Annotated in this window: 10 protein-coding genes, 1 tRNA gene and 1 pseudogene; 5 read left to right on the top strand and 7 right to left on the bottom strand. The window is 29.6% G+C overall.

Annotated features, from left to right (window positions below; all coding sequences use genetic code 11):
* Positions 1 to 5: 5 nt before the first annotated feature.
* On the bottom strand, positions 6 to 2,546 hold the full coding sequence (locus tag AJ932_RS04330) for a hypothetical protein (protein WP_044780095.1): 2,541 nt from the start codon (positions 2,544 to 2,546) through the stop codon (positions 6 to 8).
* 161 nt (positions 2,547 to 2,707) lie between these two features.
* Here AJ932_RS04330 and groES point away from each other — a divergent pair, with 161 nt between their 5' ends.
* Positions 2,708 to 2,968 carry a co-chaperone GroES gene (gene groES, locus AJ932_RS04325; protein WP_002825273.1) on the top strand — a complete coding sequence of 87 codons (261 nt, stop codon included), beginning with the start codon at positions 2,708 to 2,710 and terminating at the stop codon, positions 2,966 to 2,968.
* A gap of 19 nt (positions 2,969 to 2,987) precedes the next feature.
* Positions 2,988 to 4,634, top strand: coding sequence for a chaperonin GroEL (gene groL / locus AJ932_RS04320; RefSeq protein WP_070278213.1), 1,647 nt, complete (start codon positions 2,988 to 2,990; stop codon positions 4,632 to 4,634).
* A 42-nt stretch (positions 4,635 to 4,676) separates the two neighbouring features.
* On the opposite strand, the gene dccS is transcribed toward groL, so the two are convergent.
* Entirely contained in the window at positions 4,677 to 5,867 is a 1,191-nt protein-coding gene (gene dccS / locus AJ932_RS04315) for a two-component system sensor histidine kinase DccS (RefSeq protein ID WP_070248815.1), read from the bottom strand.
* Positions 5,860 to 6,525: a two-component system response regulator DccR gene (gene dccR / locus AJ932_RS04310; protein ID WP_070274380.1), complete on the bottom strand. Its 666-nt coding sequence runs from the start codon at positions 6,523 to 6,525 to the stop codon at positions 5,860 to 5,862. The genes dccS and dccR overlap by 8 nt, the downstream gene beginning before the upstream one ends.
* A gap of 148 nt (positions 6,526 to 6,673) precedes the next feature.
* On the opposite strand from dccR, the gene AJ932_RS04305 reads away from it, so the two are divergent.
* Both AJ932_RS04305 and AJ932_RS10780 read left to right on the top strand, forming a co-directional pair.
* Entirely contained in the window at positions 6,674 to 7,273 is a 600-nt protein-coding gene (locus AJ932_RS04305; RefSeq protein WP_002861919.1) for a bacteriohemerythrin, read from the top strand.
* A gap of 10 nt (positions 7,274 to 7,283) precedes the next feature.
* Positions 7,284 to 7,523 (top strand): annotated as a pseudogene (locus tag AJ932_RS10780) (ribbon-helix-helix domain-containing protein); the annotation flags it as partial.
* A 218-nt stretch (positions 7,524 to 7,741) separates the two neighbouring features.
* Here the strand turns inward: AJ932_RS10780 and AJ932_RS04295 are convergent.
* The 4 genes from AJ932_RS04295 to htrA all read right to left on the bottom strand — a co-directional run bounded on the left by AJ932_RS04295 (position 7,742) and on the right by htrA (position 11,320).
* Positions 7,742 to 7,816 (bottom strand) — tRNA-Asn (locus tag AJ932_RS04295).
* Between the two features lie 91 nt (positions 7,817 to 7,907).
* Complete coding sequence (locus tag AJ932_RS04290) at positions 7,908 to 9,155, bottom strand: ArsS family sensor histidine kinase (protein ID WP_004305599.1); 1,248 nt, start codon at positions 9,153 to 9,155, stop codon at positions 7,908 to 7,910.
* On the bottom strand, positions 9,152 to 9,826 hold the full coding sequence (locus AJ932_RS04285; RefSeq protein ID WP_002777451.1) for a response regulator transcription factor: 675 nt from the start codon (positions 9,824 to 9,826) through the stop codon (positions 9,152 to 9,154). Before AJ932_RS04285 ends, AJ932_RS04290 begins: the two co-directional genes overlap by 4 nt.
* 75 nt (positions 9,827 to 9,901) lie before the next feature.
* Entirely contained in the window at positions 9,902 to 11,320 is a 1,419-nt protein-coding gene (gene htrA / locus AJ932_RS04280; RefSeq protein ID WP_004305601.1) for a serine protease HtrA, read from the bottom strand.
* Positions 11,321 to 11,519: 199 nt separating this feature from the next.
* Between htrA and AJ932_RS04275 the strand changes: the two genes are divergently transcribed.
* A complete protein-coding gene (locus AJ932_RS04275) occupies positions 11,520 to 12,413 on the top strand; it encodes a DnaJ family protein (protein ID WP_002870990.1) in 894 nt (297 codons plus the stop codon).
* Position 12,414 lies beyond the last annotated feature (1 nt).

Genomic DNA, 12,414 nt, shown 5'->3' with positions numbered 1-12,414 from the left:
TTACCTTAAAAAATCTTATTTAATAATTTATTTACCGCTTTATCTACTTTATCGCCTGTACTTTTAGCACCATCACTCACACCACCACCTACTACATTTTTAATAGAATTTAACACACTTCCTGCATTTAAATTTACTTTAGGATTTTCCGTAGTTCCTGTAATACTTCCTTTAAAATTGGCTCTATCGAGTTTAATATCAAAAGGCAAATTTAAAGCCCCGCTTTTAGAATTTAAAGCTCCTGATTGTACTAAAATATAAGAACGATCTGCTTGCATATTAAGATCAAGTTTGATATTTTCTTTTTTAATCAAAGCTTTAGCATTAGCAGTACGATAAACATCATTTGTAATATCTTTTAGCGTTAAAATTTTTAAAGCATTGGTAATAAGATTTGGTTTTAATTTACCCTCTTTCATGTCCAAATTAACCTCGCCTTCTTCGCTTAAAAGATTGTAATTTGCCTTCACATCTGCCTTGCCTTGATAAACATCCATAAAGTCCAAACTTTGAACTAGACTACTTAAATCCACTCCATTTAAATCAGCAAGCAAAAGGTTATTTTTAAGTGTGCTTTGAAGCTTCCCTTCAAATAAATTTGGACTATTTACAACAAAATTTAAACTCTTATCAAAACCTACCTTTCCATTAAATTCTGCCTTACCTTTAAGTTTTCTATCCAACAAAAAGCCTAGTTTTGAAAAATCATTTATCTTTAGACTAAAATCCGAATTTAAAAGCATTTTGCCTATATCAAAACTTCCTTGTAGTTTTGTAAGATCAGCTAAAGATGAATTTAAAACGGAATCAAATTGAGCGATATTGTTTTTAAAATTAATTTTGGTATTTAAATCATAACTTGTATTGTTTGGAAAATTTTTATTTAAAATGTTACTTAAAGTTGTAGCATTTAAAATACCTTTAGCTTCTAAATTTGCTTTACCATTAAGGTTGTTAAAATCGATATTATCTAAATTAACTTTTGCATTAACAATCCCACTGGCATAATTTGGCATACCTGCTATAACAAAAAGTTTAGATAAATCAAGTTTATCAATGGTTAAATCAAGTTTTTTACCATTTGAATCAGCCTTGATTACACCATCTGCCAAATTTGCATTTGCATTTAAATTTTGTATTTGAGTGCCTATAATATGAGCTTTTGCAGTAAGATCTGCCTTACCTTGTAATTTTTGTCCTGCTATAGTACTAAACTGAGACAAGTCATCAATAAAAGCATTTAAATCTGTATTTAACTCACTATTTTTTAAATTATAAGTTCCTTGAAGTTTTTTAATATTAAGCAAATTTGAAGCAAGTAAAGCATTGTAAGAAATATTACTATTTTTTGCATTTGCTTTAGCATCAAAACTAAAAATTGTATTTGGAAGCTCTATTTTAGCTATTTTTTTAAGCTCATTGGTGTTAAGTTTTGCATTGTTTATTTTTGCTTCAAGATCAAAATTAGAAAAATCCAAATCTGCATTTAGAAGTTTAGCATTTAAATTTCCAGAAACCAAAGCTCCATATCCTGCAAGAGCTAATAATTTTTCCAAGCTTGCTTCATTAATATCTGCAAAAATTTTATTATTTTTCAAACTTGCCTTTACTTCTCCACCAAGTCCAATAACTTGAGCATTTAAACTTGATAAAATATTATTTACAACACTTATTTGACCTATCACACCCAAACTACCATTTAGTCTAGTTTTTGTAAGCTTTTCAAGCTTTGCAAGAGAAGGAATACTTAAACTAAAATCAGTACTTAAAGCATTCTTGCTAATATCATAAAGAGTTTTTTGAGTTTGTAAGTTAAGATAATCATTGTAAATTTTACTTACAGCATAAATCTTATCTTCTTTAACATTGGCCAAAATTTCTGCTTTAGGATTAGAATTTAAAGGCAAGTCTAAAGAAAAATCTTTTTTTATCGCCTCATAGTTTATATAACTTGTATCAAGTTTTATGATAATATTTCCATCAGGTTTTAAATTCTGTGCTGAAATTTTTGCTTGAGCATTTAAAAAACCTTTAGCGTAACTAGGGTAAGATAAAAGATGAAGTATTTCTTCTATCTTAAGATTTTGCGCATCTAAATTTAAAGCAATAGGGCTGTAATTATACATTCTTGCATTTAAAAGTACATTTGAACCTAATAAATAACCTTTTCCATCTAAAGTAAAATCACTTGCTTTACCTTGAATCTTACCGCCAAAAGAAAGGTTTTGATTTAAATTTAAACCTAAATTTTTAGCATAATTTTGATTTAAAGAAATAAGATAGTCAAGATCAAATCCAAGCTTAAAAGGACTCAAAGCTCCCTTAAGATTAAAATCTGCCATATTTGCGATATTTGCTTGCAATTCAAGACTTGAAAAACGTAAATTAAAATGCGTGATATTTACATCTAATCCCGCACTTTCTTTGATCTTTTTTTGCGCTATATTTACCACTATATTATTACCAAAACTTGTGAAAAGTATGGTATAAATAGCAATTAAAAGCACAACAACAAAAGCTATAACTCCATAAAAAATCTTTTTCATTTTTATCCTTTAGTTTATTTTATAAAATAACTTTAGTCTATAAAACTAAACTTTTATAAATATTTTAATTTAAAGTATTGACAAAATTCATTTTTTATAGTATGATTTTATCACTCTAAATAAAAGAGTGCTAAAATCAATATTTTTAAGGATGGACAAAAATGAATTTTCAACCTTTAGGAAAGCGTGTTCTAGTTAAACGCGTTGAAGAAACCAAAACAACAGCCTCAGGCATAATTATACCAGATAATGCTAAAGAAAAGCCTTTAATGGGTGAAGTAGTGGCAGTAAGTAAAGAAATCACTGATATTGCAAATGGTGATAAAATCGTGTTTGCTAAATACGGTGGAACAGAAATTAAACTTGATAATAATGAATATTTAGTTTTAAATTTAGATGATATCTTAGGAATTTTAAAATAATTTATAAAAAGGATAAAAAATGGCAAAAGAAATTATTTTTTCAGATGAAGCAAGAAATAAACTTTATGAGGGCGTTAAAAAACTTAATGACGCGGTAAAAGTAACTATGGGGCCAAGAGGACGCAATGTTTTAATCCAAAAAAGCTTTGGTGCTCCAAGCATTACTAAAGATGGCGTAAGTGTTGCTAAAGAAGTAGAACTTAAAGACAGTCTTGAAAATATGGGTGCTTCACTTGTAAGAGAAGTAGCAAGCAAAACAGCTGATCAAGCAGGGGATGGAACAACTACTGCAACGGTTTTAGCTCATGCAATTTTCAAAGAAGGTTTAAGAAATATCACAGCAGGTGCAAATCCTATTGAAGTAAAACGCGGTATGGATAAGGCTTGCGAAGCTATAGTAGGCGAACTTAAAAAACTTTCTCGCGAAGTAAAAGATAAAAAAGAAATTGCACAAGTTGCTACAATCTCAGCCAACTCTGATGAAAAAATCGGAAATTTAATCGCTGATGCTATGGAAAAAGTGGGCAAAGATGGTGTTATCACTGTTGAAGAGGCAAAATCAATCAATGATGAATTAAATGTAGTTGAAGGTATGCAATTTGACAGAGGTTATTTAAGCCCTTATTTTATCACTAATGCAGAAAAAATGACAGTAGAGCTTTCAAGCCCTTATATCCTGCTTTTTGATAAAAAAATTGCAAATTTAAAAGATTTATTACCGGTTTTAGAACAAATTCAAAAAACAGGCAAGCCACTTTTAATTATCGCTGAAGATATTGAAGGTGAAGCGCTTGCAACTTTGGTTGTAAATAAACTTCGCGGTGTTCTTAATATTTCAGCCGTAAAAGCTCCAGGTTTTGGCGATAGAAGAAAAGCTATGCTTGAAGATATAGCAATTTTAACAGGCGGAGAAGTGATTTCTGAAGAACTTGGAAGAACTCTTGAAAGTGCGACCATACAAGATCTTGGACAAGCTTCTAGCGTAATTATCGATAAAGACAATACAACCATAGTAAATGGCGCAGGTGAAAAAGCAAATATCGATGCAAGAGTAAATCAAATCAAAGCACAAATTGCTGAAACAACTTCAGATTATGACAGAGAAAAACTACAAGAAAGACTTGCAAAATTAAGCGGTGGTGTTGCAGTGATTAAAGTAGGTGCAGCAACTGAAACTGAAATGAAAGAGAAAAAAGATCGTGTTGATGATGCTTTAAGTGCTACTAAAGCAGCAGTTGAAGAAGGTATAGTAATTGGTGGTGGTGCAGCACTTATCAAAGCAAAAGCTAAAATCAAACTTGATCTACAAGGTGATGAAGCAATTGGCGCAGCTATCGTTGAAAGAGCTTTAAGAGCACCTTTAAGACAAATTGCTGAAAATGCAGGCTTTGATGCAGGTGTGGTTGTAAATAGCGTAGAAAATGCTAAAGATGAAAACACAGGATTTGATGCTGCAAAAGGTGAATATGTTAATATGCTTGAAAGTGGAATTATCGACCCTGTTAAAGTAGAAAGAGTAGCTTTACTCAATGCAGTTTCTGTAGCTAGTATGCTTTTAACTACTGAAGCAACAATTAGTGAAATTAAAGAAGATAAACCTGCTATGCCGGATATGAGCGGTATGGGCGGAATGGGTGGTATGGGTGGTATGGGCGGAATGATGTAATATCTGCTCTAACCTCTTATCAGCAAGAAAAATTCTTGCTGATTACCAATTTAATTTAAAAACACTCCCTTGATTTTCTACAGATTCGCAAATAATCTTAATATCATTATCATCACAAACTTTTTTTACCAAAGAAAGCCCTATACCAAATCCTCCTTGATCGGTATTAAATCTTGTATATCTATCAAAAATTTGATTTAAATTTGACTTTGAAATTCCACAACCTGTATCCGCAATACTTAAAAAATTGGCTTTCAAAATTATAGAAATTACTCCACCTTTTTTATTGTATTTAATAGCATTGCTTATAAGATTATCAATCAATTTAGAAATTTGATTTTTAGGGGCAAAAATATTTGCTTGATTTAAATCAAGCTTTAGTGTAATTTTTTTTTGCTCAAAAAATACTTTAAAATATTCCAATCTTTCTTCAAGTAGCATTCTTAAATCAAATTTTTGTTTTTCTGTTTCTAAGGTATTAGGAAAATTATAAAAAACAAGATCAGAATACACTTGAGACAAACTTTTTGCAGCAAGCTTGATCCTTGTAAATTTAGCATTATCTCCTAAATTTTGATGCTCAAGTTGTTCTATACTCATCAAAATAACACTTAATGGAGTATTGAGTTCATGAGTTGAATCTTTAATAAAACGATTTAGTGTGCTGATTTTATCCTCTAAAGGCTTTAGAGCAATTTTTACTAGAATATAAGATATTAAGCCCAATATGCAAAAAGCCATAATAGCAAAACCAAAAACTTTCGTTCTAATCCAAAAAAGATCTTTACCAACATCTTCACCCTGTATTAAAATTTGCAAACCATCGTTAGTATTTACTTCTTCATTGCTAGCATGTCTTAAAAAATAATGATCCGCACTCATAGGAGCAAGGAAAAAAACCTTATTATCACAAATACCTCCACCTTTAAGCTCTATCTTTGCCTTTCTTAAATCAAAATCTATATTACTAAAAACAATCTTTTTAGCATCAAATATAGCAAATTTTAGTGCTGTGCTTTGAGCAATATTTTTTGCACTTATATCTATAGGGGTAAAACGAGAATTTAAGATGCTTATAACAATATTTCTATGATTTTCTCTCAAAGTGGCACCCTTTAAAACAACTAATTCTTCATATAATTTTTGATACCATAATGCAAAAAAAATAGTTAAAAAAATACCTGTAGTTGTTAGATAGATTAATAAAATTTGCCTAATGACTTTTTTAGCCATAGCAATATCCCCTGCCTCTTTGATTTATAATTTTTTCTTTTCCTAAAATTTTACGTAAATTTTTCACATAAGCCCTTAAACTTAGCTCACTAGGCTCCTCATCATAATCCCAGAGTTCTTCAAAAATTCTCTCTGTGCTTAAAAAGTTGTTTTTATTTTTAAGCAATAAAGACAAAAGCTTAATTTCTTTACTCGGTAAAGTCAAGGCTTTATTATTATAGTAAAGAATTTGTGTAGTAAATTCAAATCTAAATCCATCCCCTAAATCTTCAAAATCTTCATTTTTATGTGAAAAAGCTCTTTTAAGCAAAGCTTTAACCCTAATAGATAACTCAGCAAGTTCAAAAGGTTTTTTTATATAATCATCACAACCTGCATCAAAGCCTTGTTTTAAATCGTTTGTTGTATTTAAAGAAGTCATGAAAATTGCTGGAGTTTGCTTTCCGCTTTTTCTTAATTCTTTAAGCAATGAAAATCCATCTCCTAAAGGAACTTTTACATCTAAAATCCAAAGATCAAAATATCTTTCATAAGCTATATCTAAAGCTTCTTGCGCATTATTGCATAAAAATACTTCATATCCTTCATCATTTAAAAACTCTTCAACGATCTCACTCAAACTCAAATCATCTTCTAAAAGTAAAATTTTAGCAGCCATAATTTAAATCTTTCTAACTTCAAATCTCTTAAAATATATATCATTGTATCAAAATTCTTATCAATTATTTAATAAAATTTCATTTTTATTTAATTTATTTTTATCTATAATCCTTTTATATAAATAAATTTTTCCTTAAGGAGTTAAAATGCTTCCAAAATGGGATAATAGCTATAGTGTGCACAATGCTAAAATTGACGAGCAACATAAAAAGCTTTTTGAACTTGCTGCAAAAGTTGAAGTTGTATCAGATAGATCTGTAAGTAAAAATGAAGTCAAAGAACTTTTGGCTGAATTTTTTAATTATATGAAAGATCACTTTAATGATGAAGAAAAATACATGCAGCTAATAGGCTATCCAAATTTAGAAGAACATCGAAAAATACATAAAGAAATCATCCAAACCATGATTAATTTAATCAAAGATATCAAATCAACCAATGATCTTAAAGAAAAACTTTATATAGTGGCTAAAAAGTGGCTTTTAGAACACATACTATACGAAGACATGAAAGTTGAAAAATGGAGAAGTTCTTCTTTATCTACAGATGATGGCAGTGATATTAGCTTTGAAGCAGCAGAAGATGAAGATAATGAGCATCCACAATTTTATCTTTATATCTGTAATTGTCCTGGTAAAATTCACGATGTTCCTTATAACATTCATCAAAAAATAGAACTACAAGGTCACAAATTTACCTGCAAAACTTGTAAGCAAATTATAAAATTTTACAAAAAACATTCTTAAGGAGGATAAAATGAAACACAATGTAAAAACTTATTCTTTTAGAATGCCTTTAGAGCTTAAGGAGCGTTTGGATAATTTAAGTAAAAATCTTTCTAAGCCAAAATCAGCTATAATAAAAGAAGCTATAGAAGCTTATCTTAATGAAGTTGAAGATTTTTCTTTTGCTGTTAATGCCCTAGAAGAACTTAAAGATGGGGATTATCGAAAGGCGAGTAAAAAAATAGATAAAATTGTCAAAAATCTTCAAGAAAATTCTAATGATAACGAACTTGGTGATTTTGATTTTGCTATTGAAGCTTTAGAAGAACTTAAAGATGGGGATTATCAAAAGGCGAGTAAAAAAATAGATAAAATTGTCAAAAATCTTAAACAAACAAAATAAAAACTTTATCACAATTTTTTGTGATAAAGACTTATTAATTTTTTATGTTAAAATACATTTACGAATATTAAAATGGAGTTAAAAAGTGGCTCCGGATGTAGGATTCGAACCTACGACCAATCGGTTAACAGCCGACTACTCTACCGCTGAGCTAATCCGGAATATTTAAAAGTAAAATGTAATTATAGTGAAATTAAAAAACTTTGTCAAGGGTTTTTACACAAAAATGCATTTTTTATACAAAAAATTAATTTACTCCTTAACAATAACACTTTTTAAATTTCTAAAATAAAACAAATTTACCCCATCTTCATATAAATAATCAAGCTTCATTCCATGTGTTTCTAAAATAGTATTTACAATATAAAGCCCTAATCCAAAACTTGATTTTTGTTTTGATCCTTGAGTAAAAGCTTGAGTATAATATTCTAAAGTATTGTTAAGCTCAGGACCACGATTTTTAAAACAAATATAATCGTCTATAATATCAATTTGCACAAACCCATCTTCAGAATGTTTAATACCATTATCTATCATATTTTTAATCGCCGTAGTAAAAAGTTTAAAATCCACATTTACAAAAAAACTTTCTTCCATAAAAATACGTATATTGCTATCATCTCGCATTGCAATTTCTTTGGCTTCATCTAAAACATCTAAAATATTGTATTTTTTTCTATTTATAAAAGCAGCCCCTGAAGTAATTTGCTCAATAGCAGCAAATTCATTAATTAAAATTTCAAGTCTAGTAAAAACCCCATTTAAGCGCTCTTTATATTTATTATCTTCTATCATTTCTAAAGTTAAAAGCCCCTTAGTAATAGGAGTTTTGAGTTCATGCATAATATTTCTTAAAAAAAACTGACGAGATTGGTTTAGCTTTCGAATTTGAACAATGGCTTGATAAAAAGCTTCACTTACTTGTGAAATTTCATCCACCCCAGTGCTTACATCTTCTATATCACTAAGCTTTCCTTGGGCAAATTTATCAATTTGTTTTTTAAGTCTTTTGAGTGGTTTTAATTTTTTAAATATATAAATATAAAGTAATACAAGAATACAAATCACAGCTACAGCTATAGCTTTGATAATAAAATACCTATAGGTTTGATAATCTTGATCCTTATAAAGATAAACCTTTCCATCATAAATAATATTTAAATACACCTGTCTATTATAAGAAATAATCTCGATTAAGCCATTATTAACCTCAACTCTAGCTAAAACATCACCTCTAAAAAGAATTTTACGGATCTGCTTTGCTTCTGTTATCTCATCCATTTTATTATAATTTTTTGTCTGCTCTTCAAATTCTTTTTCACTGATAACTCCTGCAAAATTTAAGAGCCTTGCATTAGCTATTAAAGAATATTTTGTATTTAATTCTCTAGTATAATTTTGCTGATCGTATTCTATAAGCCACAAAAAGCCAAGTATAACACTAACCCCAGCAAAAATAAAAATAAAAGTTATAGTATAGAAAATCGAAGATTTGTTCATTGAGTAAGCTTATAACCTATTCCACGTATAGAGTGAATATATTTTGGAGTTTTTGGATCATCTCCCATCTTTTGACGAATTCTACTAATAATAACGTCTATACTTTTATTGCTAGAATCCTCACTAATAGAAGAACAATTATAAACAAGCTCTTCACGACTTACCACTCCACCCTCTTTTTTAATCAAATAGCTTAAAATATCAAATTCAGCATTAGTTAAAGTAAGCTCTTGTCCTTTCATGGTAATAATATGCTTATATTGATCATAAACAAGATCTTTTACACTTTTTGCTATGGCGCTTTTTGTATTTGAAATACGTCTTAAATGACTTTTAATACGTGCTTGTAATTCTTTTGGATTATAAGGTTTTGGTAGATAATCATCTGCTCCAAGCTCTAAAGCATTAACCTTATCTGTAATATCATGTCTTGCACTTGAAATAATAATAGGTGTATCATACTTTTTACGAATCTCTTCACACACTTCAAGCCCATCAAGCCCTGGCAAAGAAAGGTCTAAAATGATAAGCTGATACTCTTTTAATGCGAGCTTAGAAAGACCTATATAAGGCTCATGAGCTATATCAACTTTCATATCAAATTTTTCCAAATATTCAGCTGTAATTTCCGCTAATTCTAAATCGTCTTCTATCATAAGAATATTTGTCATAGTTTTCCTTTATTTTAAACTTAATTTTAATTTTAAACTAAAATTTATAACGAAAGGAAAATCCTTCCGTTATTTTTATTTAAGCACAAGCAAAGTCGCAAAACCATTGCGGTATACCCAAACTTTAGTAAATTCTTTTTTACTAACTTGTTTTAAGGCTTGTTCTAAATCTTTTAAATTTTTAATTTCACTTTGTCCAACACCTATGATAATATCACCCTCTTGGAAACCAGAATTTTTTCCTTTGCTCTTTTCTTTAACACTATCAACCAAAACACCATTAACATCTTTTGGAATTTGCAAACGATCCTTAAGTCTTGGATCTAAATTTCTCAAACTCAAACCATCAATCAAATCGCTTTGTACGCCTTTAGGATTTTCTTTTTCACCTTTAAGAGTAAAACTTGCTTGCTTATTTTCTCCATCTCTTTCGTAACTTAATGAAATTTTTTGACCAATCTCTAAAGTTCCTATATAATTTTTAAGATCAATAGGACTTTTTATAACCTTATCATTAACTTTAGTAACTAAATCTCCACGCTTAAGCCCTGCTTCATCAGCACTTGAACCTTTTTGAACATCAGTAATCAAAGCTCCTTCTTGATTTTTGTAAGCTTTTTTAGTATCACCTTGCAAAGCTGAAATAGTCACACCTAAAAATCCTCTATCAATCTTGCCTTTTTCAATAAGTTTTTTAGCTATATCTTTAACCATATTTGAAGGTATAGCAAAACCTATGCCGTTGTTTCCACCTCCGCGAGAAAGAATAGCTGAATTAATACCTACTAAATATCCACGACTATCCACCAAAGCTCCACCTGAATTTCCCGGATTAATAGAAGCATCTGTTTGTATAAAATTTTCATATTGATTTAAACCTATATTGTCTTTATTTAAAGCAGATATTATCCCACTTGTAACACTAAAACCGACTCCAAAAGGATTTCCAAGTGCAAAAACAACATCTCCTTCCATTAAATCATCAGAATTTGTGAAAGTAATAGCTGAAAGATTATTAGCCTCTATTTTTATAACAGCCAAATCTGTTTTTGGATCTTTACCTATAAGTTTTGCTTTATATTCTGTATCACTTCCTGGTAAATTTACTGTAATCGTATCAGCATCATCTACAACGTGATTATTTGTTACTATATAACCATCTTTTGAAATAATCACCCCTGATCCCAAAGAACTCACCACTTCTTTATCATTTTTTCCTTTTCTTTGAGGAAAATCAAAATCAAAAAATTGTTTAAAATAAGGATCATTAAAAAAATCATCCAAAGGGCTTGGACGATTCGCTCTTGTAATAGTTTTTGAGGTAGAAATATTAACCACTGATTTTTTTGCATCTTTAATAGAATCATGATAAGAAAGCACTGCATTTCCAGCAGCAGGGTTTACACGATTAGCCGTTGTAGTTGATTCGTTAAAATTAATACTTGCAGCAAATAAAGCACTCGCTAAACTTAATGATAAAAAAATCTTTTTCATTTCATTTCCTTTTATTCTTAAAGATAAATTATCTCGTAAAATATTTTACTGTCTTCATAGTATAAAACCGAAAATTTACAAAATTGTAAATAAAACCTTGAGTGATAAAAATTTATAAAACTTGATTGACTTAGGCTAAAGTTTATGTTATAATTTAATCCTTTATATAATCAAGTAAAAATTTTTAAGGAAATATAACATGAATAGTTTATACGAAACTCTTGGAGTTAGCAAAAACGCTAGTGCAGATGAAATAAAAAAAGCTTACCGTCGCCTAGCTAGAAAATACCATCCTGATATCAACAAAGAAAAAGGTGCAGAAGAAAAATTTAAAGAAATTAATGCTGCTTATGAAATTTTAAGTGATGAAAAAAAACGAGCTCAGTATGACCAATACGGCGATTCTATGTTTGGTGGACAAAGTTTTCATGATTTTTCAAGAAATACTGGTGGGGTAAATTTAGACGATATTTTAAAAGATCTCTTTGGAGGAGGCTTTGGTGGACGCTCAAGAGGGGGTTTTAACGGCTTTTCTTCAAAAGGCTTTAGCAGTGGTTTTGGAGGATTTGGAGGTTTTGAAGAAGAAAATTTAGACAGCAATCTAGAGCTTCACATTCCTTTTGAAAAAGCTGTTAAAGGCGGGGAACATAGTTTTAATTTTCAAGGCGAAACCATTAAATTTAAAATTCCACACGGTATAAAAGAAGGCGAGAAACTAAGAATTCGCTCTAAAGGAAAACAAAGCAGAAATGGAGCTAGAGGCGATTTAATCATTATTGTAAAAATAGAAGAAAGTCCTATTTACACAAGAGAAGATGATGATTTATATCAAAAGGTTGATATTTCTTTAAAAACTGCACTTTTTGGTGGAAAAATAAATATAAAAACACTCAAAGAAGGCAAGGAAGAAGCGACAATTAACATAACACCTAATTCAAAAAATAACCAAAAAATTCGTTTAAAAGGTTATGGGGTGCAAAATAGAAAAAGTGATATTTATGGGGATATGTATTTGATTTTAAATGTTGTTTTGCCAAATTTAGATGCTCTTGATGAAAAATTTATAGAACTCTTAAAAGAAAAATTACCTTAAA

It is taken from the genome of Campylobacter sp. BCW_6873 (genome assembly GCF_001762365.1).
Classification (GTDB): Bacteria; Campylobacterota; Campylobacteria; order Campylobacterales; family Campylobacteraceae; genus Campylobacter_D; species Campylobacter_D jejuni.
Note: the sequence above shows the minus strand (reverse complement) of the source record. Positions and strands in the feature narration are given on the sequence as shown.